At 46.0% G+C, this 23,928-nt stretch carries 17 protein-coding genes; 7 read left to right on the forward strand and 10 right to left on the reverse strand.

Going from position 1 to position 23,928, the window contains the following annotated elements:
• Positions 1-189: 189 nt before the first annotated feature.
• Positions 190-639 carry an IS200/IS605 family transposase gene (gene tnpA / locus ACYVAA_RS15410; protein ID WP_460543305.1) on the reverse strand — a complete coding sequence of 150 codons (450 nt, stop codon included), beginning with the start codon at positions 637-639 and terminating at the stop codon, positions 190-192.
• A gap of 1,122 nt (positions 640-1,761) precedes the next feature.
• Between tnpA and ACYVAA_RS15415 the strand changes: the two genes are divergently transcribed.
• The 7 genes from ACYVAA_RS15415 (at position 1,762) to ACYVAA_RS15445 (ending at position 13,734) form a co-directional block, all read left to right on the forward strand.
• Complete coding sequence (locus ACYVAA_RS15415; RefSeq protein ID WP_460543308.1) at positions 1,762-3,096, forward strand: MFS transporter; 1,335 nt, start codon at positions 1,762-1,764, stop codon at positions 3,094-3,096.
• A gap of 76 nt (positions 3,097-3,172) precedes the next feature.
• Positions 3,173-6,322, forward strand: coding sequence for a SusC/RagA family TonB-linked outer membrane protein (locus ACYVAA_RS15420; RefSeq protein ID WP_460543310.1), 3,150 nt, complete (start codon positions 3,173-3,175; stop codon positions 6,320-6,322).
• Between the two features lie 12 nt (positions 6,323-6,334).
• Entirely contained in the window at positions 6,335-8,077 is a 1,743-nt protein-coding gene (locus tag ACYVAA_RS15425) for a RagB/SusD family nutrient uptake outer membrane protein (RefSeq protein WP_460543312.1), read from the forward strand.
• Between the two features lie 150 nt (positions 8,078-8,227).
• Entirely contained in the window at positions 8,228-9,874 is a 1,647-nt protein-coding gene (locus ACYVAA_RS15430) for a 2,6-beta-D-fructofuranosidase (RefSeq protein ID WP_460543314.1), read from the forward strand.
• Positions 9,875-9,902: 28 nt separating this feature from the next.
• Complete coding sequence (locus ACYVAA_RS15435) at positions 9,903-11,396, forward strand: glycoside hydrolase family 32 protein (protein WP_460543316.1); 1,494 nt, start codon at positions 9,903-9,905, stop codon at positions 11,394-11,396.
• An 80-nt stretch (positions 11,397-11,476) separates the two neighbouring features.
• Entirely contained in the window at positions 11,477-12,820 is a 1,344-nt protein-coding gene (locus ACYVAA_RS15440) for an MFS transporter (protein ID WP_460543318.1), read from the forward strand.
• Between the two features lie 35 nt (positions 12,821-12,855).
• Positions 12,856-13,734 (forward strand): carbohydrate kinase family protein, encoded by an 879-nt coding sequence (locus ACYVAA_RS15445; protein WP_460543320.1) that lies wholly within the window; start codon positions 12,856-12,858, stop codon positions 13,732-13,734.
• Between the two features lie 237 nt (positions 13,735-13,971).
• Here ACYVAA_RS15445 and ACYVAA_RS15450 read toward each other — a convergent pair whose 3' ends face one another.
• From ACYVAA_RS15450 to ACYVAA_RS15490, 9 genes are all read right to left on the reverse strand, one after another.
• Positions 13,972-15,045: a Gfo/Idh/MocA family protein gene (locus tag ACYVAA_RS15450; RefSeq protein WP_460543322.1), complete on the reverse strand. Its 1,074-nt coding sequence runs from the start codon at positions 15,043-15,045 to the stop codon at positions 13,972-13,974.
• A 252-nt stretch (positions 15,046-15,297) separates the two neighbouring features.
• Complete coding sequence (locus ACYVAA_RS15455; RefSeq protein WP_460543324.1) at positions 15,298-15,846, reverse strand: porin family protein; 549 nt, start codon at positions 15,844-15,846, stop codon at positions 15,298-15,300.
• A gap of 242 nt (positions 15,847-16,088) precedes the next feature.
• On the reverse strand, positions 16,089-16,694 hold the full coding sequence (locus ACYVAA_RS15460) for a porin family protein (RefSeq protein WP_460543326.1): 606 nt from the start codon (positions 16,692-16,694) through the stop codon (positions 16,089-16,091).
• Positions 16,695-16,799: 105 nt separating this feature from the next.
• Positions 16,800-17,870, reverse strand: coding sequence for an alanine racemase (locus ACYVAA_RS15465; protein WP_460543328.1), 1,071 nt, complete (start codon positions 17,868-17,870; stop codon positions 16,800-16,802).
• Between the two features lies 1 nt (position 17,871).
• On the reverse strand, positions 17,872-18,309 hold the full coding sequence (locus ACYVAA_RS15470; protein WP_460543330.1) for a GNAT family N-acetyltransferase: 438 nt from the start codon (positions 18,307-18,309) through the stop codon (positions 17,872-17,874).
• 31 nt (positions 18,310-18,340) lie between these two features.
• A complete protein-coding gene (locus ACYVAA_RS15475; protein ID WP_460543332.1) occupies positions 18,341-19,747 on the reverse strand; it encodes a sodium:solute symporter family protein in 1,407 nt (468 codons plus the stop codon).
• A gap of 575 nt (positions 19,748-20,322) precedes the next feature.
• Positions 20,323-21,072, reverse strand: a complete 750-nt coding sequence (locus ACYVAA_RS15480) for a succinate dehydrogenase/fumarate reductase iron-sulfur subunit (RefSeq protein ID WP_460543334.1) — start codon at positions 21,070-21,072, stop codon at positions 20,323-20,325.
• A 30-nt stretch (positions 21,073-21,102) separates the two neighbouring features.
• Positions 21,103-23,037 carry a fumarate reductase/succinate dehydrogenase flavoprotein subunit gene (locus tag ACYVAA_RS15485; protein ID WP_460543336.1) on the reverse strand — a complete coding sequence of 645 codons (1,935 nt, stop codon included), beginning with the start codon at positions 23,035-23,037 and terminating at the stop codon, positions 21,103-21,105.
• Between the two features lie 11 nt (positions 23,038-23,048).
• A complete protein-coding gene (locus ACYVAA_RS15490; protein WP_460543338.1) occupies positions 23,049-23,735 on the reverse strand; it encodes a succinate dehydrogenase cytochrome b subunit in 687 nt (228 codons plus the stop codon).
• Between the last annotated feature and the right edge of the window lie 193 nt (positions 23,736-23,928).

Raw genomic sequence — 23,928 nt, forward strand, 5'->3', positions numbered from 1 at the left:
TTTGTTCCAGTTTCACCTTTGCTCAGAACACGCGGTTGTCAATGTCCCGTCTTAAGGGCAAACCATACTTACTTTATTATAACAATACCTCTGCCCTGAAAAGGGCCTCATCTGGATATCTCCAAGTGACAACCGGGGGTACCGTGAGCTTACCTCACCCTGAACCCCGAAAGGGGTGAAACCTCTCAATTAACCAAGCATATACTTCTCATCAAAAGAAACCCCGTTCTCCATCAATAATCTTTTGTATTCATCATAAAAGGTTTCCGAAAGATGATGATCCTTTTGCCGTTTAATATATTGAATTACATGGTTCCTTTCCCTAATTGAAAGAGTGAAGGCACCATAACCTTCCCCCCAACTGGTAAAACCATGAAAATTACCAGACTCTCTCATCCATTTACTACTGGCTGCTTTAATCTCTCTTACAAAATCAGCCAGTGCCAATGATGGGTGTAGATCTGTCAACAAATGAATATGGTTAGAGGTCCCATTTATTTGAAACAACTTACACTGCTTGTTTTTTACGATTCCCCAGATATAAGCAAACAATGTCTTTTCCGTTTCTTCTTGTATAGTTGGCGCCCTATTCTTGGTTCCAAAAACGATATGGTAGTAGATCTGCCTGTATGATGCCATTGTTAAAAAATTAGAATATTGATATAAATTAATGTATGATTAAATTACCAAAAAAACAGAATAATCTTTCATGACAAAACCATTTTGTGTCGCCCCTTTGGGGCTCTAGGGTTGACATGTATACTCCAACCCGGGTTTGCACCCGGGGTTATCCAAATCCTGCCCTATGGGCAGAGGGCCTCATCTGGATATCTCCAAGTAGACATCCACCGCTGCGGTTTAACAAACTGTCCATAAATTTCAAAAGAGTTTTTTTTGCTACACAAACTCTTCTTAAAAATCTCAAAACTTCTTCTATAGCCAACTTGGAATTTCAGAATAGAGATATGGTTTGTTCCAGTTTCACCTTTGCTCAGAACACGCGGTTGTCAATGTCCCGTCTTAAGGGCAAACCATACTTACTTTATTATAACAATACCTCTGCCCTGAAAAGGGCCTCATCTGGATATCTCCAAGTAGACATCCATCGCTGGGGTTTACCAAACTGCTCCATAAACTTCAAAGGAGTTTTTTTGCTACGCAAACTCTTCTTAAAATCCTGAAAACTTCTTGTATGACCAACTTAGAACTTCAGAATAGAGATATGGTTTGTAGCAGTTTCACCTTTGCTCAGAACACGCGGTTGTCAATGTCCCGTCTTAAGGGCAAACCATATTTACTTTGTTAATACACGACCTCAGCCCTGAAAAGGGCCTCATCTGGATATCCCCCGGTGACAACCGGGGGTACCGTAAGCCTACCTCACATTGAACCCCGAAAGGGGTGATACTCATTAAGGGCCATCAACCATAAATCAAAAAACAGATAAGACCAAACTTTCCAGGCTGCTCTACCAGCTGAAATCTTCGAAACGGATCGAGTTCCTCCCTACTTTAACTTTGTGGGGAGGGCCAAAACTGACAGACCCACCGTGAATCAGTCAAAAAACGAAACAATTTTATAAATATGATACAATTTTGAAAGTACAATTTCAAAATCATCACCCTAAAAAACAGCTATAAACCACCCTGCAAGGCCTTTTCTTAGCTCAAGCGCAACAGCTGCAAAGAATTTATAATCTTTTGGAACAGATTCAAAAAAACCTCCTCCCCCTTCTTCATAGCTTTGTATCAACAATAGCCCATGAAGAAAATAACCACATATTATTCCATCATCGTTTCCATTTCCGGATTTTTGTTCGGATTTGACACTGCAGTCATTTCCGGTGCCAATCTCCCTTTGAAAGCACTTTGGGAAACATCGGAATGGTTCCACGGCTTCTTTATAATGTCCGTGGCGCTTTGGGGAACGGTTGTTGGAGCCCTCTTTGGAGGTATCCCCTGTAATCTCATCGGCAGAAAAAACACCCTTTTCTGGATTGGCGTATTTTTCTTGGTCTCTGCCATAGGAACCGCCCTGTCGACCGATCCTTTAGTATTTTCATTTTACAGATTTATCGGAGGTTTGGCCATTGGAGCCTCTTCTATTGCTGCCCCCACTTATGTAGCGGAAATTTCCCAAGCTTACAAAAGAGGCAGACAGGTGGGACTTTATCAGATCAATATTGTAACAGGCATCCTTCTGGCTTATGTTTCCAATTATTTCCTTCAAGGTGTAGGAGGAAGCAATGATTGGAGATGGATGCTGGCAGCAGAAACAGTTCCTGCCTTGATTTACCTGGCATTTATTCTGGACATCCCTGAAAGCCCCAGATGGCTTTTGCTCAGACGGCAGGACGAAAGTGCGGCCAGAAAGGCATTGCAAAAAATCACTGAAAGTGCCCGTATTGAAAAAACACTTCTCTCCATCAAGCAAGATACCTTTCAGTCTAAAAGCTTAAAGCTCTTTTCTTCCAAAAATAAACTCAGCTTGTTTCTGGCTGCTTGCCTGGCCATTTTCAACCAGTTTAGTGGCATTAACTTCATCTTGTATTATGCTCCTGAAATCATGGAAAAAGCAGGCTTTGTCACCTCCACCTCCCTCCTGGGAGCTGTATTTATTGGATGTACAAACCTGATTTTCACCCTGATCGGCATGTACCTGATAGACCGGAGTGGTCGTAAACGACTGATGATCATAGGATCCATCGGCTATATGATCAGCCTTGCCGTCATCAGTTACGGCTTCTACATCAATGCTGCCCCCGGATTTATTCTGGCCTTTGTCCTGCTCTTTATTGCCTCCCATGGTATAGGGCAGGGAGCGGTAATCTGGGTGTTTATATCTGAGATTTTCCCTACCAAAGTGCGCGCCATGGGCCAATCCTTTGGTGCAGGCATACATTGGAGTGCTGCAGCTTTGATCACCCTTTTTGGGGCCGTACTGATCAATAACCTAGCGCCCTTCCAAATTTTCCTCATTTTCCTCAGTATGATGACTTTGCAAACACTCTTTGTCTGGTTTATCATGCCGGAAACCAAAGGAATCGAGTTGGAACACCTACAAAAACAATTGCACAAGAAAACCCAATATCTATGAAACCATGAATCGTAACAAACCAAAAATCACATTTCAATTAAACCTAAACTATTAACATGAAAAACCCATTTACCGTATGAAAACACACATTTTAAGTCTGTTATTTGCCTTGTTGCTTGTTCTGCCGGCAATGGCCCAGAACGGTGATATTACAGGCAAAGTCATTGATGAGTCCACTGGAGAACCACTTCCCGGCGTGACTGTACAAGTCCAAGGTACCACCAAAGGGGCCATCACCGATTTGGATGGTAATTACAGCATTTCAGCCGGCCCTGAGAATATTTTGATCTTTTCCTTTATTGGCTACAAAAACGTTTCGGAAACCATCGGCAACAGAAGCGTCATTGATATCATGCTGGGACAAGATGTCTCCAACCTGGATGAGGTGATAGTCGTGGGATATAGCTCCCAGAAAAAATCCGATATGACCGGTGCCATCGTGGCCGTGGACCTTACACCCATAGAAGGACAAAGTATGAGTAACGGCAACCCGATGCAGGCCCTTCAAGGCAGGGTTCCCGGCCTATACGTGGAAAAATCCGGAGACCCCTCCGGAGCCAGCAGCCGGGTCTTGATCCGTGGGATTACTACTTTAGGGAACAACGATCCTTTGTATGTGATCGATGGGGTACCGACCAAAAGACCTGAGGTATTTGCCAGCTTGAACCCAGAAGCCATCGAGTCCATCCAGGTATTGAAGGATGCTTCCGCCTCTTCTGTTTATGGCTCCAGGGCAGCAAATGGTGTAATCGTGGTCACCACCAAAAACAAAACCCAGGGCGGGGACAAACTTGGCGTGACCTTTAACTCCAGCTTCTCCATGCTTTCTGAAAAACAACAACGCTACGACATGCTGAATGCTGTCCAACGTGGTGAAGCGTTATGGAGAGCCTCCGTGAATGATGGCGCAGACCCTGCGGGAGGATACGGTGAAATCTATGATTTCGACTGGAACGGTGATTTTGACAACCCCGTTTTGAACAGTGTAAGCGTAAAACCTTTTGTCGGTGGAAACCAAAGTGTGCCGGCCGGGGATACTGACTGGCAAGACGCCACCTATGAAAGAGGCTATGCCTTTAACAATGAACTGACGGTTTCTACCAATTCGGACAAATCTTCTCTTATGGTCAATCTGGGGCATTACAAAAATACCGGTATGCTCAAGTACACGGGCTTCGAACGTTACACTGCCCGTTTAAATGCCAACACCTGGTTGTTCGATGATAAGGTAAGGTTTGGATTGAACACCCAATTCTCCTCATCCAACGAAACCCTGGCATCCCCTGATGTGGGAAGTGCCCCTACTCCAGGCCTCGCCATCACCATGGCTCCTACCATTCCCGTATATGATGCCAATGGGGAATTTGCAGGTCCTCTTGGGTCAGGATACTCCGATAGGAACAACCCTGTCCTGATGCAGTTCCTAAACCGATGGGACAATACCCGGAAGAACAATTTCTATGGAAATGTATTTGCTGAATGGTCTATTTTGGAAAACCTGCGGTTCAAAACCAGCTTGGGACTAGACTTCAGTGACTTCCAGAAAAAGGACATCGAACGACGCGTAAACAACGGTTTCATTACCCGTAGCAACAACCGTTTGATCTGGGATACCAACAAGTTTACCAGCTTGGTATTTTCCAACACCTTAAACTATCAGCTCACTAAAGGGGATCATAGGTTCGAAGTATTGCTGGGCGTGGAATCCATCAAAGACGACCTGACCAGCATCCTTGCCATGGCCGATGGTTTTGCGGTGGAAACAGAATCTTACTTTGTATTGGATGCGGCCACAGGTGCAAGAACCTCCAATGGACGCTCCACAGGAAGCAGGTTGCTTTCCCAATTTGGTAAACTCAACTATGCTTTCTCTGATAAATACCTCGCATCCTTCACCCTGAGAAGGGACGGTTCCTCCCGCTTTGGTAAAAACAACCGCTACGGTATTTTTCCTGCCGCCACTATGGGCTGGAGAATCAGTAACGAGGAGTTCTTGAAGGATAATGAAATCCTGGCTGACCTTAAGGCAAGAGTGGGATATGGTGAAGTAGGCAACCAGGAAATTGGTGATCTGGCTCGCTTTGGACTTTACCAGTCAAGGTATGGCCCTAACCAATCCCAGTTTATCGGTGGCTTTTTTGAAATCTATTATAACGTAGGTACCGCTTATGATATCAACGGCAATAATACAGGAAACCTTCCTTCAGGATTTGTCTCCATCCAGGCAGAAAACCCTGACCTGAAATGGGAAACCACCAAAGAATGGAACTTTGGACTGGACTTCAGTTTGTTCAACTTCGCCATCAATGGTTCCTTTGATTATTTCACCAGAAAGACAACGGACATCCTTACCACTCCCCCCATCGCCTCGGTGATCGGTGAAGGCCAGCAGAGGGTCTTGAACGGCGCCTCTACGGAGACCAAAGGTTGGGAATTGGCCCTAAACTATGCCAAGGACTTCAACCGCGACCTGACCTTGTCCGTCAACACCAACTTCGGTGGGTTCAAGGATGAGATCACTTTCCTGCCCGAAGAAGTAAGGACCGCCTTCCCGGGAACCGCTGAAAACTCGATTTTGGGACAGTCCCAATTCTCCATCTTCGGTTACCAAACAGACGGTCTGTTCGAAAGCCAGGAAGATGTGGACAACAGTCCCGATCAAGTGGGCGCAAGGCCTGGTGGACTGAAATTCAAGGACATCAATAATGACGGTGTGATCGATTCTGATGACCGTGACTTTATCGGGACCACCCTACCTTCTTTGGAGTATGGTGTAGGGATCGATTTGAAATACAAAAACTTCGACTTCTCTGTCTTTGGATCAGGGGTCACCGGTAGAATCGGGCAGGACCCTTACATCTTCTGGAACAACTTTGTGCAGGGACGTGAAAATGCCGGTCTGGGAGTTTTGGACGCCTGGACCCCGGAAAACACCAATACCGATATCCCGGCTTTATCACTGGCTTTTAATGACCAGAGAACTTCCGATTACTTGTTTAGAAACAATGCCTATTTCAAAATCAGAAACCTTCAACTGGGCTATTCATTGCCAGAAGAAATCATCAATAAATGGGCAGGTATGAACAGGCTGAGGGTGTATTTCCAAGGAGAAAACCTGCTATGGTTTACCCCTAAGGATTATATAGGTTCCGATCCAGAGCGTACCGATGTCAACAGGATCCCTGTACCTACCACCTTCACATTAGGTTTGAATGTAAACTTCTAAACTTTGGAACTCATGAAAAACTATAAATTATATATTGCTTCAATTTTGCTGGGATTAAGCTTAAATGCCTGCTCAGAAGACTTTCTGGAATATGAACCTGAGGGGGTGCTATCCAGTGACAACGTAGCCACTCCCGAAAATGCGGAAGGATTGGTGATTGCGGCTTATGCTGGTATCGGCAATGACGAAATGATCGGCCCCTTGACCCATATGTGGGTATTTGGCAGTGTGCGATCAGATGATGCTTATAAAGGAGGCGGTGGTCGAAGTGACGTAGGAGAAATTGACCGCTATGAACAATACAACCTGACCATTCCTGACCAGGGCGACTTCATGGCACCGCGTACCTGGACCAATTACTATAAAGCGATTTCAAGGGCCAATTTTGCCCTGCAAGTGATCAATGAGATTCCTGATGCAGACTACCCCAATAAGGCGATCAGGCAGGCTGAGCTAAGGTTTTTGAGGGCGCATTCTCATTTCATGCTGAAAATGCTGTTCAAAAAAATCCCTTATATCACCGAAGAGCTGAGCCAGGAGGAAATCGCCCAAGTGTCCAACGACATCCCCAACGATGACCTATGGAACAAAATCGCGGATGACTTCTTGTTTGCTTATAATAACTTGCCTCAGGCCCAGGACGAAGTAGGCAGGGCAGATAGAAATGCAGCCGCCGCCTATCTGGCCAAAACAAGATTATTTCAAGCTTATGAGCAAGATGACCAGCATCAGGTGGTCAACATCAATCAGTCCAGATTGGAAGAAGTGATCCAATATGCTGATGAAGTGACAGGAAATTTAGAGGATGATTTTGGCAACAATTTCCTGGATGGTTTTGACAACGGACCTGAGTCGATCTGGGCTGTACAGTTCTCCATCAACGATGGTACCACTGTGGGCAGGTTGAGCTTTGTCACAGGACTAAATTCTCCCCACGGAACAGGCCTCTACGGATGCTGCGGCTTCCACCTGGCCAGCCAGAATATGGTCAATGCATTTGAAACAGATGATAATGGACTTCCTTTGCTGGACACTTTTAATGACACCGACATTTTCAATTCGGTAATGCCTGATGGCACCACCCCTCCTGCCAACGGATTGACCATCGATCCTAGAATTGACCACACAGTGGGAGTTCCGGGAAGACCCTTCAAATACCGTAACACCGTCAACGCTTCAGGAGACATGATCTACAACTTCAGTTGGGCAAGGGATCCTGGGGTATATGGATACTTTGGCAATATGAAAGAGCAGCAGGCCCCTGATTGCTCCTGCTACAAGAAGGAAGGTCCTTTTATCGGGACCTCCAAAAACATCGATTTCATCCGTTACGCTGATGTCCTCCTATGGAAAGCGGAAGCGCTGATCCAACTGAACCGCTGGAACGAAGCCCTTCCTCTGATCAATCAGGTAAGAGAGCGGGCTGCCAACAGTACCCAGCGGCCGCTGAATGCCGGTGCCAGCGATATCTACAGCGTAGGGCAATACACCTCTTTCCCTAGCAAAGAGTACGCTTGGAAGGCCTTGAAGTTTGAACGCAGACTGGAATTCGCCATGGAAGGTGCCCGATTCTTCGACTTGGTAAGATGGGGAGAAGCTGCTGAAGTGCTGAATGACTATCTGGACGAGGAAAAAACAAAAAGGGATTTCTTGGCCAATGCGGAATTTACACCGGGAAGGGATGAGTACTATCCTATTCCACAAAGAGAAATTGACTTCACCGGGGGAGTCTATAAACAAAATCCCGGCTATTAAACCTATTGGAAGAGCGGGCCGATGGAATTCGGCCCGCTTACCAAATGAAGTTCAGTCCAGATTGAACCCAAAAAAGAATAAAATAAGCTCATTGTTTACTTATCTAAAAAATAATTTCCTACTTAAGGAGTCAATTAAATCGATTAACCCATGAAGAAACCATTTTTACATCCGTTAACTTTAGGAGTCATCATTTTGCTTCTGTCCAGTATCTCCTCATTGGCGGGGGAAATTGAGCTTAAGATTTCCAAAAAGTACCTAAACCTCCCTATTAGCCATAAAGAAGACCGTCATAAAATGACTTTCCAGGTTCCCGGCCAAGCTGACCAGACGGTGGTCATCCGGCTTTCGACTGGTGAACCTGACTACTGGGTCTTCAAGGACGTGTCCAACCTTAAAGGACAAACCCTTACCATCAGTTATGAGGGCAATGAGGCAGGCCTATCCAACATCATTCAAGCGGATCAAATAGAAGGGGCTGCGGATTTATATCAGGAGAAGAACAGGCCTCAGTTCCATTTCACCACACAGAGAGGATGGATCAATGACCCAAATGGGCTTCTTTATTATGATGGGGAATATCATCTTTTTTATCAGCACAACCCCTATGAAAGAGAATGGGAAAACATGCACTGGGGCCACGCAGTCAGCAAAGACCTTATCCATTGGGAAGAACTTCCAACGGCCCTCTACCCGGACCATTTAGGAACCATGTTTTCCGGCTCCGCGGTTATTGATTACGACAATACAGCTGGTTTCAACAAGAAAAACACCCCTGCAATGGTTGCTGCTTTCACGGCTGCAAGTCCCGAAAAGCAGGTCCAGGGCATTGCCTATAGCCTTGACAAAGGCCGTACCTTCACCAAGTACGAAGGCAATCCAGTAATCGATTCCAAACACATTTGGAACAGCCAGGACACCCGTGATCCCAAAGTATTTTGGTACGGGCCGGGCAAGCACTGGGTAATGGTCCTTAATGAACGGGATGGGCATTCCATCTATAATTCCTCCGACCTTAAGCAATGGGAGTATAAAAGCCATACAACCGGATTTTGGGAATGTCCCGAGTTGTTCGAGTTACCTATAGACGGTAATCCCGACAATACGAAATGGGTGATGTACGGTGCTTCTGGAACCTATATGCTAGGTGATTTTGATGGAAAAGAGTTTACCCCAACTGCAGGGAAATACCAGTTTCTCTCGGGACCAATTTATGCCTCGCAGACCTTCACCAATGTTCCCAATGGACGAAGAATCCAGATGGGATGGGGCCAGATCAGCCACCCGGAAATGCCCTTCAAAGGCATGATGATGCTCCCTACTGAACTCAGCCTTAAAGAGACAAAGAAGGGACCTCGCCTATATAATGTTCCTGTAAAAGAAGCCAGCCAGTTATTTACCCCTATAAAACAGTGGGAATCTCTTACTGCTGAAAAGGCAAATGAAGCCTTAACATCCTTCTCCGATTCCGATGAGTTAAGGATCAGGACCACCATCAAACTTTCCCATGCCACCAGTGCAGGGTTGAACCTTTTCGGCCAGCACCTCATCGATTACGACCTTAACTTCACCAAACTTAACGGGACTTTCTATTCCCCTGAGGACCCCACCAACATGGAAATATCGGCTGACATCTATATCGACCGTACCAGTATTGAAGTCTTTATTGACGGCGGAGCCCTTACCTTGGTCATGCCACGCAGCCCTGATACCAATAATCAGGAAGGATTTCACTTCTGGGGGAACAACATCACTGTGCAAAACCTGGAAGTTTTCGACGTAAAATCTATTTGGTAACAGTACCTACTATCAAAACAATAAGCCAATGAGATCAATATTCAAACCCCTTATCGCTTTAATTTTACCGGTAGCCATTGCTGCGTGTTCCCAAAAAAACACGGAGCAGACCGTTACAGAGGTAAAACCTTTCGACGAGCCTTACCGTCCCCAGTACCATTTCAGCCCTCCTCAAAATTGGATGAATGACCCCAATGGCATGGTCTATCTGGATGGGGAATACCACCTTTTCTATCAGCATTACCCGGACAGTAATGTATGGGGGCCCATGCACTGGGGACACGCAGTTTCCAAGGACATGCTCCATTGGGAGCATCTTCCCATTGCCCTCTATCCCGATAGCCTAGGGTATATCTTTTCGGGGAGTGCGGTGATAGATCATGACAATACTTCCGGTTTGGGAGAAAACGGCCAGCCCCCTATGATCGCCATATTTACTTACCACCATAATGAACAGGGCCAAAGCCAAGGGATAGCGTATAGCAATGACAAAGGCCGTAGCTGGACAAAATATGAGAACAACCCCGTACTGAAAAGCCCGGGAATCCCGGATTTCAGGGACCCAAAAGTCAGTTGGTATGATCAGGGAGATGGCTCGGGCAAATGGATCATGACCTTGGCGGTAAAAGACCGTATCAGCTTTTATTCTTCACCCGACCTTAAGGAATGGACCCATGAGAGCGATTTCAATCCGGACTGGGCAGCCTATGGGGGTGTCTGGGAATGCCCGGACCTTTTCACTCTACCAACGCCTGACGGGGAACAAAAATGGGTCCTGTTGGTCAGCATCAATCCCGGTGGGCCCAACGGAGGCTCTGCCACCCAATATTTCACCGGGGAATTTGATGGAAAAGCATTTACCGCAGAAGGAAACCAAGTGAAATGGATCGACTATGGAGCCGATAATTATGCCGGAGTCACCTGGTCAAACATCCCTCAGGAAGACGGAAGAAGGCTGTTCATCGGCTGGATGAGCAATTGGCAGTATGCCAATGTGGTCCCTACTTCCGCATGGAGATCGGCCTTGACCTTACCGCGTAAATTAGAATTGGTCAGTTTTGAGGAACGGACGATTTTAGCTTCCAGACCGGTAAAAGAAATCCAAAGCTTAATGCAGGGATCTGAATCTCTTGCAGGTCCTGAATTCAATCTCAAGGACGAACTCTATGCACTGGACCTGCAAAAAAGCAATGGGGAACCTGCTTCCATCATCCTTAAAAATGAACTTGGAAATAGCGTCCACCTGAAAATAGAAGAAGATCAGATTGTCTTTGACCGAAGCAACGCAGGGAAAACTGATTTTCAGGAAGACTTTCAAAAAGTCCATTATGCCCCCTTGGAAGGACTTCGCATTACCAATGTAAAGGTGTATGCCGATCGCTCCTCCTTGGAGTTTTTCTTCAATGATGGAGAAATGGTCCTGACAGAAATCATCTTTCCCAATGCCCCTTTGCTTCAGCTGAAGCTTGAAGGATTTGAGGAGGGCGGAAATGTCAATTACCTTAAATCAATATGGGATTAGGGGTGGAGAAAATATAAATGAATCATTTCTATTCCTCTTACTTCTGGTTAGCTTAGCAGCTTGCCTTAAAATAACCTGACATGAACAGTAAAAAGTATGTAATCTTCCTCTCCATTGTGGCGGCACTGGGGGGCTTCTTGTTTGGATTTGACACCGCTGTAATTTCCGGTGCGGAAAGATTCATTCAAGAAAAGTGGCAGTTGAGTGATTGGACCCATGGGATGGCCGTGGCCATTGCCCTTTACGGAACAGTCCTTGGAGCATTGTTTGGAGGCATTCCTGCCGACAAATATGGCCGAAAATCCTCTTTGTTGTGGATTGGGGTACTCTACTTTGCCTCTGCCATGGGATCTGCCCTTGCCCCAGAGATCGTATCCTTTATGATTTTTCGCTTTATTGGAGGACTGGGAGTCGGCGCATCCTCCGTGGTGGCCCCGATGTACATCAGCGAAATCGCTCCCGCCAAAAACAGGGGGGTACTGGTGGCCCTCTTCCAATTCAATATCGTCTTCGGTATCCTGATGGCCTATTTCTCCAACTACCTTATCGAAACAGCCAACCTCAATGAAAGCTGGCGCTGGATGCTGGGCATGGAGGCTATTCCTGCACTGATATATACTTTACTGACCATCAAGGTCCCCAAAAGCCCCAGATGGCTTATTGCCCACCAAAACAATGTGGAAGAGGCCACGGCCATCCTTACCAAAACAGACCCTGAAGGGGTGGATGAGGCTATCCGCTTGGCCATAGAAGAGCGTAACCGTGAAAAGATAAAGGTAGGGTTTTCTGCCCTTTTCAAACATGGCCATATCAAAACCACCCTACTGGCCGTGATGATCGCCATGTTCAACCAGCTTTCCGGTATCAATGCCATTATCTATTTTGCCCCTAGGATCTTTGAGATGGCCGGAATAGACGCTGAAAGCGCTTTGCTTTCCACCATCGGTATCGGTGCTGTCAATATGGTGGCCACCATGTTGGGGCTCTACCTGATAGACCGGATCGGTCGAAAGAAACTGATGCTGATCGGATCCATTGGCTATATCATATCCTTGGTGTTGATTGCCTATTCTTTTTCGGGAGGCACCATCGGCCCGGCCTTCTTACCCCTGTTTGTGTTCATGTTTATCGCCTCCCATGCTGTCGGGCAGGGCAGCGTGATCTGGGTGTTCATCTCAGAGGTCTTTCCTAACGAAACCAGGGCTTATGGGCAGTCCCTTGGCTGCTTTACCCATTGGATCTTGGCCGCTGTTATAGCCAATATTTTCCCCTTCTTCGCAAATGCCTTCGGGCCTGTCAGCATCTTTGGCTTCTTTGCCCTGATGATGGTAGGCCAGCTGATTTGGGTGCTGACCAAAATGCCGGAAACCAAAGGCCGCTCCCTAGAAGAAATACAGCAGGACTTGATGGTTAGCGGTAAATAGGGAAAGAGGTTTGAGAATTCGACAATAAAACAACAATGAATAAGAAAATAGTTATTTTCGGTGAAATGCTCTGGGATTGTTTTCCTGACAAAAACATCCCTGGAGGGGCCCCGATGAATGTGGCCCTCCATACCCAGTATCTAGGCCTTGAAACTTCCTTTATCTCCAGGGTAGGCCATGATAAGCTTGGAAGGGAACTGGTGGACTTTGTCCAATCCAAGTCCCTGACGACCTCTTTGATCCAAGAGGATGCCGAGCATGAGACCAGCCGTGTCTTGGTGGATAATACCGACAAGGAAAATATCCAGTATGAAATTGTCAAACCGGTAGCTTGGGATTACATAGATTGGCATCCGGCCATTCAGGAAAAAGTAGATCAGGCCGATGCCTTTGTTTTTGGCAGCTTGTCCGCCCGAAGCGAAAAAAGTCGGGCTACCCTGTTCAAGCTTCTTGAAACCCCCACCTTAAAGATTTTGGACATCAATCTTCGCGCTCCGCATTATGAAAGGGACACACTTGACCAGTTGCTTCAAAGGGCTGATATCCTAAAAATCAATGACGATGAGCTGGACATCCTTATCGACTATTACCAGCTTCCTCCAAGCTTGGACGAAGCTGTCAAAAAGTTATCGGAGCTGTTCACCCTTCACATGGTCTGCATCACCAAAGGATCCGCTGGAGCAGCCATCTATGACGGCAAAAACCTTTACCAACACCCTGGCTATAAAGTGCAGGTGGAAGATACCGTAGGTTCAGGAGATGCCTTTTTGAGTGGGTTCATCTCCAAATTCCTCTCCGCTTACAGCCCGGAAGAAATTCTTGACTTTGCCTGTGCTTTGGGCGCATTGGTGGCAACCCAGAAAGGAGGAACTCCCCATTATGACCTGGAGGCCATTAGTGCTATTCGGAAGTAGTTACCGGAAATTTGGAGGATTGGTTATTAGGGGTGGCTGGCCACAGTTGACGGTCAACGGTCAACAGCTTTGTTGTCCCGTCCTCCCCCAAGACTATCAGGGGGAGGATGGACTACAGTTGACGGTCGACAGTCGACCGCCTATAAACAAGTATCATACACTCGGTGAGCTGTTTTCTGTTAGATAGCAGACACCGATCACAAATCAACGATTACTTTTTCCCTACCGCCAACCGTTTTAGCCAACAGCCACCCTTACCCCTTCCCTGGCGGATTTAAAAGCGGCCTCCACCACCATGATGTCCTTCATCCCTTCCTCGCCCGGAACCATCACCGGCTTATTTTCCAATATCGCCAACGCATCATCATCCATCTGAACGGCCTGCTGACTCTTTACCTGGTCTGAAAATTCCAGTCCATCGCTGGTTTCCCCCTTGATCCCCCTATAGGATTGAAAAGGTTCCAACCTCATATTGCCCCTCCTGCAGGTTACCGTCAGTCGCCCCATATTCATCCCAAAACTGGTGGCACAGTTGGCCATCAGCCCGTCAGGAAATTCCAGGATATAATTCATGGTCTCGTCCACCTCACTGAACATCTCCGGCCTCATTTTGCTCTCATAAGCCATGACAGATATCGGCTCCATGCCACTTAGATAACGGACAGCATTGATGGGATACACGCCCATGTCGTACATGGCCCCACCACCCATCTCCCGGTCCAGCCTCCATATCCCCTCACTGTTCATGTAAAACCCGGCCACTGCTTCCATCATTTTCAGTTCACCGTACTTTTGGCTCCTAATAAACTCCCTAAACTGTTTTGTATTGGGTTCATGCTGCATGCGGTACCCAATGCTTAGTTTGACCTTGTTCCGCGCACAGGCATCAATGATCTGCTGGCACTCCTTTACGGTCTTTGCCATCGGCTTTTCGCACCATACATGCTTTCCGGCCTCGGCAGCCTTAATGGCAAATTCCGTGTGCATGCTGTTGGGCAGCACTACATAGACTACGTCAATGTCCGGATTATCCGCAATGGATTCAAAATTCTGGTAGTTGTAGATGTTTTTGTCCGGAATATTATATTTCTCCTGCCAGGACACTGCTTTGGCAGGAGTACCGGTAACAATGCCAGCCAAATAGCAGTGTGAGGTCATTTGCAAGGCGGGAGCCAGCTGACCGGTACTGTAGCCTCCCAGCCCTACCAGAGCCACGCCCAGCCTTTCTTTCTTTTTTGCGATGGAGATAGTAGGAAAACTCATGGCGGCGGTCATCATGGCGGTTGTTTGTATAAACTGTCTTCTTTGCATTTGAAAAATAGGTTAAATGGATCATCACCTTAATTTACAAAAGAAAACCCTATTATCCCCTCTAATGCCTTGGACTAAGCTCGTAGCTTCTTGCTGAATTCCTGCAAAACAAACCCTATAAATCTGCGCAAATCAGCGAGATCAGGGGGAAACAGCATTTAAGTTATTATAAAAGCCCTTTGACTACAGCATGCAAAAAAAAAGCCCCTCCAAAATTATGGACGGACTCCAGCTTTTTGCTATTGAAATAAATCAAAAATTCTTTCCTAGGGAAACTTTAAACACACTGCTTTTAGTTTCCATTTCATTATAATTCAAATCTTTAAAACCAAAGTCGTAACTCCCCTGAACATTAAATCCCAGGGGTAAGTTTATCCCAAGCCCTACTACCCCGCCAAGATCAAACCTGGAGAGTGTTCCCAAAGAGGACGCCTCCGTGGAGCCATTATAATTCCTGGCTAACAGCACCGATGCCTGAGGGCCTCCAAAGAGATTGATCAAGGGGATAAACCCCAATCGAATGACAAGCGGCATGTCAACATAGTGCAGGCGGTCCTGCGTCAATTGACCCTGATCGCTTACTTCAAAGTTTCTCTGCGAATACTGCACTCCCGGCTCTATGGCCAGTAAACCCAAAAAATTCACCTTATGGTACAAACCGGCATGAAATCCGGCATTTCCTTTAGTGCTAATCCCTTTAATGTCCGTATAGTTCCATCCTGCTCGGATCCCTGTCTGAGCCTGAGCAGCATGATAACCTACTGCCATCAGGATGGCAAAAGTGATCATCCATCTTTTCATGGTTATTTTAGGTTTTGTAGGAGAATGATATTTCCTCTGACCGACCGGTTTTTTGACATATCACCAGTGGACAGTCTGATTAAATCAAAAAGAGGCTTTCTCATAAGTTCGCGCCATTGCAATTCCATCAAACGTGCAGTGATGGCACATCAGGATCACTTCGTTTTGCTCGTGATTACCTGCCCGACAACTATCGGTGACGTTTTTCTTGTTATGAGAAAGCCCCTTTTATTTTGCTGGGCCTAGAAACTATATCCCAGTGAAACCTTGAACCCGCGGTTATAAACTTCCGCATCGGAGTCCTTAAATACCGGCGTCAAACCAAGGTCATAGCTTCCTTGAACATTCAAGCCAACAGGAAGGTTGTAACCTATACCAAAAACCAAGCCTGCATCAAGGTCATTGACATCATCCCGCTCCCACTCGAAGGTGGATCCAAAGGCGTCCCCCTCAAATTCTGCTTTGGTCAAAATAGATCCTTGTGGGCCTGCAAAAATATTGAAACCGTCACTGGCATAAAACCTTAAAAGTATGGGAACATCAATATAACTGAGGATGGTTCTCGACTCGGTGAAGTTATCAGCTTCTGTCCCTTTCTGCGAATAATAAGCACCGGGCTCGATGGCAAAATTATCGGTTACAAACATATTACCGTAAATACCTGCATGGAATCCAGCTCTATTGGTATAGTCATTATTAGAGCCGTCGTCCCCTCCCCAGTTGAAGAAGTTGACACCACCTCGGATACCAAAGTTACTTACCTGAGCACTTGCAGGGGTTCTTCTTTGTGCATTGGCATCCCAAACAAACATCGAAACTGCGATAAAAGCAAAAATGATCTTTTTCATATTATTCAAATAGTTGGTCTTGACAGATCTTTTGCCAATTCCATGCCAAAACCGCTTTAGAAAAAGAAGAAAAACAGCAAGATTCTATAAAAAACTAGCCAGCAGCTAAATAACCCGCTTTTCAATATAATAGGAGTTGAGGATCGCCAAGGCCCCCATATATTTCAGTTTAAAGCGCATCAAATCGCCCACTTTGTAATTTTTGGGGTTCTTGCCCAGATCCAGGATCAGCATATCTGAACTTGCCCCCAACACCTCAAATTCATCCTTATCGTAAATCAGGTATTTAGGGTCCACATCCAACAGACCTATGTCCAAAATTCCCCGAAATGAGGATTGCCCATACAGATTTTCATCAATTTCGGCCACTTCTCCCTGGGGGTTGGCTGCCAGATTCCCCGTAGGCAACAAGGGCTTTTCCTGCATCTCGATGATCTCCGTACAAAGTTCAAACACCTGGTCATTCATGCCTTCAATGGTGCTGTTGTCAAATAGGTTTGCCCCAAAATAAAGCGTCTCCCCTACCCTAAAGTGGTTGATGCCCTTGGGCAATTGGTGGTTTAGCATTAAGGGGATGGTCACTGAGGTCCCGGCAGATACCCAGGGGATTTCCTTGTTGAACTTGAGTTCAATGATCTGTTTATAAAGGGAAAGCTGTACCAGTTTATCTGCGGATGGCATTACCCCGTTCAGGCAGTTTAAATTGGTGCCTAAGCCGATCACCTCCACATTGGGAAGACGGAAAATTTTTTCATAGAAATCAATCAGGTCATTTCCCATCACCCCTTCACGCAAATCTCCGGTTTCCACCATGATGATGATCTGGTGCTTCTTATCCTGCTTTACAGCTTCCTCACTGATCCATTTAATCGTATTCAGTTCACTATTGAGGCTTACATCAGCATAGGTGACCACATCGGCAAGGTTTCGCTTTGAAGGAGGTTTGATGTATACCGTTTTTATGGAGGAGTTGAGTTGTTTTACCTTGGCCAAATTGCTGATCCTGGAATCATGGATTTCATCCACCCCCAGCTTGATCAGTTCCTTGATATAGATTTCATTCCCACAAAGCAATTTAGAAACCACCCCCCAGCCGACCTCATGCTCCTTAAATTTCTCCCGGAGAAACTGGTAATTTTTATGAAGGTTTTCCCTGTATAGATTTAAAAATGCCATGTTATTTTTTCAACCTCATTTCAAGGTATTTATTGGTGAAGCCCAATTTTTCATAAAGAAGCTTGGCGGGGTTGTCCGGTTCCACATGCAGGGCGATGTCCCCGCTGGCCATGTTAATAGCCGTTTCCATTAATTTTTTACCCACGCCTTTCCCCCTTTGGTTACCATCGACGGCGATATAAACTAGTATATTTTCGGGAATATATCCAGACATTCCGGTCTTATTTACCACTACAGCCCCCACAATGTCACCCTTTTCTCGCCCCAGCACTACAAAGCCTCCTTTGTCCACCGCCTTATCCAAGGCATAGTCCAGGCATTTCATTATATGCTCGTGGGGATCACCATATTGATCCAGGTGTTTGAAAAGGAAATCGGCGATTTCTGTTTTCTGTAAAAAAGTAGCGTTATCTATCGTGCTTAATGTTTCAATATTCATGACTTGGTTTCTTTTATCAATGAGGTTTTCATTATTTCAGTTTATCAACCAGCAAAAACACTGCTAAAGAGGCCGTCAGGCCAAATAAATTGGCATCCAAGCCCAAGGGCAAGACCATTCCGTTGAGGGCAAGACCCGCTGTAACTCCTCCCCCGATAATCATCGAAGCCAAAGCAGCCTTGGGATTGGTTTTGTTCCAAAACAAACCTGCCAGAATAGGCACTAAAAGCCCTGAAACCATAAAAGCGTAAGAGTACAGCATTAGTTCCAGCACATTGGTCATTTGCATGGCTATAATGAGCGCCACCGTACCGATTAACAAAGTGAAAAGCTGACTGAATCTCATGGATTTCTTTTCAGGCTGTTTGTCAAACCATTTTCCAAAAAGATCGGTGGTCATGTTACCGGAGGCTGCCATCAGGCAGGAATCCGCTGTGGAAAGCACCGCTGAAAAATAAGCCGACATCATCAGTCCCATAATCCCTGCAGGAAGAACATTACTCAATAGTATGGGCAGGCCCATTTCTGGATCCAGATCAGTCGCGGCCTCTGCGATCATGTCCTGCTCAAAAGCTACTCTTGCCAAAACGCCTAAAGACACCCCCATAAAAGCCATGATGGGCCACTCGAAAATCCCCGCTATGTACCATGCCCGCTGGGCAGTTTTGACATCGCGGCTGGCAAAAATCCGCTGATAAAGGGTCATGCCCACAAACCAAATGGGCAAAATGGTAATCCCCCAATTGGCCAAATCCTGCCAGCTAAGGTTGGTGAGGCTGAAAAATTCAGAGGGCAATGTTTTTTGGATTTCGGACCATCCGCCCACATGAAAATAGGAAATCGGCAAACCGATGAAGATAAAGCCCAAAATCAAAATGATCCATTGGATGGTATCGGTATAGATCACTGCCTTGAGCCCTCCCAAAACAGTGTACACCACAGCAATCACCCCCATGATCAGCAAAGCCGTATTAAGGTCCAAGCCTTTGAATGTTCCTGCGGCCAGCTTTGCCCCTGCCAACAACTGGCTGGAAGTAAAGCCCAAGTACCCCACAAAACAAATGATACCTGCCACAATACCCACCTGGCGGTTAAAAAGGTACTGGAAAATCTGGGGAAAGGTATAAAACTTGGCAAAAGCGGGATTGGCTTTCACTTTAGGTATAAGAAAAACCGCAGCCAACCAGGCCCCCAGAAGGCCGGTAAAAAGCATCCAACTACCTGAAATGCCCATGGCAAAGCCCAGGCCTCCCAAGCCAATCGAAAAACCTCCACCCACATCCGTAGCCACCACGGATAAGCCGATATGGGTAGCTCCCATATTCCTTCCTCCTACGTAATAATCGTCCTGCCCCTGATTTCGACGCATAAAGTAAACCCCTACGCCAAGCATGACTATCACGTATACAAAAAAGATGAGTAGATCTATGAACTCCATGCAGTGCCCATCTATTGGTCTTAACAATTGCTATAGCGCTTCTAAGTTATAGTTTTATTTACATTTTCCTATTTCGAACCAGTTTATTAAAGAAACATACTATAAAAACAAAAATTAATCATGAAATAATCAAATACAGTTCATATACCCATAATTGCGGAAGTTGGATAAAGCTTGATGCGGTACTAGAAAATAGAAGCAAGCTCGGCTCAAGGCAAGCATGGAAGGCTTTAACGGCCCACATTGGTCAAACGTAAAAATTCACCATCTTAAAAGGAGTACTTCCAGAAGGTAATGATCATTTTTTTTGGGGATTGGGGCGCTTGCCAAAATGGGACACCCTTATTGTCAGGTCAAGGCCAAACGTAAAAAAGGCCGGTTAAAACCGGCCTTTTTTACTGATATCAGTGATGGGCTTATACGCTTTCTTATCTGCATCATACTTTCCTTGGCTTTTCCAAAAAAATGGAATATATAAGGAAGTTGCTGTGCCTATCAGCGAGATCCCTGCCTACCGGCAGGAAGCCATTGAGGACATTTAATACCCTGATAGAATAGCGTACAATAATCCCTTATTATACATTTTCACTGCTCGCTATGGCAGAGAAATATTCCCTGTTCATTCTTGCAATATTGGTCAGGCTGATGCCTTTTGGACATTCCGCCGAACAGGCACCTGTATTGGTACAGGCTCCAAAACCTTCCGCATCCATCTGGGCGATCATCTTCTCCGCTCTCTCTTTTCTTTCTACCTTACCTTGTGGAAGCATGGCCAGCTGGCTGATCTTTGCAGAAGTAAACAGCATGGCAGAAGCATTTTTACAAGCTGCTACACAAGCGCCACAACCGATACAGGTAGCCGCGTCAAATGCCTCATCGGCGATCTTTTTGGGAATCGGAATTTCGTTGGCATCAGGTACACCGCCCGTGTTTACCGATACGTAACCACCGGCCTGGATGATGCGGTCAAAAGAACCTCTGTCCACTACCAAATCCTTAACTACCGGAAAAGCTGCCGCTCTCCAAGGTTCGATCACAATGGTATCCCCGTCTTTGAAAGACCTCATGTGCAGCTGACAGGTCGTCGTCTGCTGAGGGCCATGTGGCTTACCGTTGATGTACAGTGAACACATACCGCAGATACCTTCTCTACAGTCGTGGTCAAAGTGTACCGGATCCTCGCCTTTTTCTGAAAGCTCCTCGTTGAGCACATCCAACATTTCCAAGAAAGACATGTCTTCAGAGATTCCAGTTAATGTATAGTTTTTAAAACTGCCCTTGTCAGAACCGTTTTTTTGTCTCCAAACTTTAAGTGTTAAGTTCATAATAATTATGAATTTTAGATTTTGAAATGATTACTTGTAGCTACGCTGGGTCAACTTCACGTTTTCGAACTCGAGTATCTCCTTGTTCAACTCTTCCTCTACGCCTTCTCCCATGTGCTTCCAAGCACCTACATATGCAAAATTCTCGTCATCTCGAAGGGCTTCCCCTTCTTCAGTCTGATATTCTTCTCTGAAGTGACCACCACAAGATTCATTTCTGTGCAGTGCATCCCTTACCATTAGCTCACCCAGTTCCAGGAAGTCAGCCACACGGTGGGCCTTTTCCAAAGAAAGGTTCAATTCCTCATTAGCGCCCAACACTTTGACATCCCTCCAGAATTCTTTCTTCAGCTCCTGGATCATGCCGATCGCTTTCTGTAATCCTTCAGCATTTCTGGCCATTCCGCAGTATTCCCACATGATTTTGCCCAATCGCTTATGGAAATCATCCACGGTCTTGCTACCGTTGATGCTCAGCAGCTGCTGGATTTTGTCTTTAACTTCCTTTTCAGCCTTTTTGAATGCTTCATGATCCACCGGCACCTTTTCGTAGGCCATGCCGGCCAGGTAGTCACCAATAGTGTAAGGAATCACAAAGTAACCGTCAGCAAGTCCCTGCATCAAAGCAGAAGCCCCCAATCGGTTGGCCCCGTGGTCAGAGAAGTTGGCTTCTCCCAAAGCATACAGCCCGGGGACAGAAGTCATCAGGTGATAATCCACCCAAAGTCCTCCCATGGTATAGTGTACCGCAGGATAAATCTTCATAGGGGTTTTGTAAGGATTTTCACCGGTGATCTGCTGGTACATGTCAAACAGGTTACCGTATTTGGCGCTGATCACGTCTTCTCCATCACGAATGATCGCATCCCTGAAATCCAAGAATACGGCCTCTCCGGTTTCATTCACCCCTCTTCCCTCATCACAAACGTACTTCGCATTTCTGGAAGCTACGTCACGAGGTACCAGGTTACCGAAAGAAGGATACCTTCTCTCCAGGTAATAATCCCTGTCCTCGTCTTTGATATCTTTTGGCATGATTTCCCTCTTGCGAAGTTTCTCCGCCAATTCCTTCGTCTTTGGTACCCATACCCTACCGTCGTTTCTCAAAGACTCGGACATCAAGGTCAGCTTGGACTGATGATCCCCTGAAACAGGAATACAGGTAGGGTGAATCTGTGTATAACAAGGGTTGGCAAAATAGGCCCCTTTCTTATGCGCTCTCCAAGCTGCAGTGACGTTGGAGCCCATGGCATTGGTAGAAAGGAAGAATACGTTGCCGTATCCACCGGTACAAAGCAATACAGCATGTGCACTGTGGGATTCCACAGCCCCGGTGATCAGGTTTCTGGTCACGATTCCACGGGCTTTTCCGTCAATCGTCACCACATCCATCATTTCCGTTCTTGGATAAAGCTTCACTTTGCCATTGGCCACCTGGCGGCTAAGGGCCGAGTAAGCTCCCAACAGCAACTGCTGTCCGGTCTGGCCCCTGGCATAGAAGGTCCTCGATACCTGTGCACCACCGAAAGACCGGTTGGCCAGCAATCCGCCGTATTCACGGGCAAAAGGAACGCCTTGGGCCACACATTGGTCAATGATATTTACCGATACTTCTGCCAGTCGGTATACATTGGCTTCTCTGGAACGGTAGTCCCCACCTTTAATGGTGTCATAGAACAACCTGTGCACAGAGTCACCGTCATTTTGATAGTTTTTAGCGGCATTGATACCACCCTGAGCGGCAATAGAGTGGGCTCTTCTAGGGCTGTCCTGAAAGCAGAATGCTTTTACATTATAGCCCAACTCTGCCAATGATGCTGCTGCGGAGGCACCTGCCAAGCCGGTTCCCACTACGATCACATCGTATTTTCTCTTGTTGGCCGGATTGACCAACTTCATATTGAATTTATGTTTCGTCCACTTTTCAGCTAATGAACCTGCTGGTATTTTAGAATCAAGTATCATATTGGCTTATATTAATTCAAAGTTGAGAAATAGATGTAAATCGGCATGGAAGCAAACAATGCCGGAACAATGATAGAGAATGCACTTCCAAGAAACTTGATAGCAGGAGTATATTTCTTGTGATTAAGTCCCAAGGTCTGGAAAGCACTGGCAAAGCCATGGTTCAGGTGAAATGCCAGGAAGGCCATTGCCACCACATACAGGGCGACCAAACCTACATTGGCAAAGGCAGCATTCACTACCGTGTAAAGGTCCTTCACCTCACCGCTTTCATAGCTTACCGTCGGGATACCTCCCCAATGCATCTGTGCCCAGAAGTTCTGGAGATGCACCACGATAAAAATCAAAATGATGGTCCCCAAAACACCCATGTTTCGGGAATTCCAGGAGCTGTTGGTGCCGGCCCCACTTTCGGAATAACCGATAGGTCTTGCCTTTTTGTTTTTAGCACCAAGAATGATGGCGAAGATTACGTGACCGATGATCGAGAGATAGGTAACCCAAGAAAGTACCTTTACTGCTGGATTGGTGGTCATAAACTTGGCATACTCATTGAAAGCCTGCCCTCCGTCATCTTTAAACAATAACATATTTCCTGAAACATGTCCTATAAGAAATAATATCAGGAATAAGCCTGTCAGGGCCATTAGCAACTTTCTTCCCAAAGTGCTAGTAAAGGTTTTGGTTACCCAACTCATATACTTCTTTGATTTATTTAATGTAGATGGTAATAAGATTTCAATTTGGTTAACAAAGTTAAATGCGGAAAGTTTAGTAAACAATCTCAGCTCTACGTAAACACCTTATTTTAAATTGTTCTAAATAATCCCTTAAACCTAGTTTTTTGGACTTTTTTAAACTTTTTATGTCCTATTGGCTTAATTTTTCACT

The sequence above is a fragment of the Echinicola sediminis genome (assembly GCF_054777495.1).

Bases quoted from the DNA above. Each gene is read 5' to 3' on its own strand.
- ACYVAA_RS15455 (WP_460543324.1), bottom strand. From the start codon at position 15,846: ATGAAAAGATGGATGATCACTTTTGCCATCCTGATGGCAGTAGGTTAT.
- ACYVAA_RS15450 (WP_460543322.1), bottom strand. From the start codon at position 15,045: ATGCAAAGAAGACAGTTTATACAAACAACCGCCATGATGACCGCCGCC.
- ACYVAA_RS15440 (WP_460543318.1), top strand. From the start codon at position 11,477: ATGAACAGTAAAAAGTATGTAATCTTCCTCTCCATTGTGGCGGCACTG.
- ACYVAA_RS15465 (WP_460543328.1), bottom strand. From the start codon at position 17,870: ATGGCATTTTTAAATCTATACAGGGAAAACCTTCATAAAAATTACCAG.
- ACYVAA_RS15470 (WP_460543330.1), bottom strand. From the start codon at position 18,309: ATGAATATTGAAACATTAAGCACGATAGATAACGCTACTTTTTTACAG.
- ACYVAA_RS15485 (WP_460543336.1), bottom strand. From the start codon at position 23,037: ATGATACTTGATTCTAAAATACCAGCAGGTTCATTAGCTGAAAAGTGG.
- ACYVAA_RS15460 (WP_460543326.1), bottom strand. From the start codon at position 16,694: ATGAAAAAGATCATTTTTGCTTTTATCGCAGTTTCGATGTTTGTTTGG.
- ACYVAA_RS15490 (WP_460543338.1), bottom strand. From the start codon at position 23,735: ATGAGTTGGGTAACCAAAACCTTTACTAGCACTTTGGGAAGAAAGTTG.
- ACYVAA_RS15480 (WP_460543334.1), bottom strand. From the start codon at position 21,072: ATGAACTTAACACTTAAAGTTTGGAGACAAAAAAACGGTTCTGACAAG.
- ACYVAA_RS15445 (WP_460543320.1), top strand. From the start codon at position 12,856: ATGAATAAGAAAATAGTTATTTTCGGTGAAATGCTCTGGGATTGTTTT.
- ACYVAA_RS15415 (WP_460543308.1), top strand. From the start codon at position 1,762: ATGAAGAAAATAACCACATATTATTCCATCATCGTTTCCATTTCCGGA.
- ACYVAA_RS15425 (WP_460543312.1), top strand. From the start codon at position 6,335: ATGAAAAACTATAAATTATATATTGCTTCAATTTTGCTGGGATTAAGC.
- tnpA (WP_460543305.1), bottom strand. From the start codon at position 639: ATGGCATCATACAGGCAGATCTACTACCATATCGTTTTTGGAACCAAG.
- ACYVAA_RS15435 (WP_460543316.1), top strand. From the start codon at position 9,903: ATGAGATCAATATTCAAACCCCTTATCGCTTTAATTTTACCGGTAGCC.
- ACYVAA_RS15420 (WP_460543310.1), top strand. From the start codon at position 3,173: ATGAAAACACACATTTTAAGTCTGTTATTTGCCTTGTTGCTTGTTCTG.
- ACYVAA_RS15430 (WP_460543314.1), top strand. From the start codon at position 8,228: ATGAAGAAACCATTTTTACATCCGTTAACTTTAGGAGTCATCATTTTG.
- ACYVAA_RS15475 (WP_460543332.1), bottom strand. From the start codon at position 19,747: ATGGAGTTCATAGATCTACTCATCTTTTTTGTATACGTGATAGTCATG.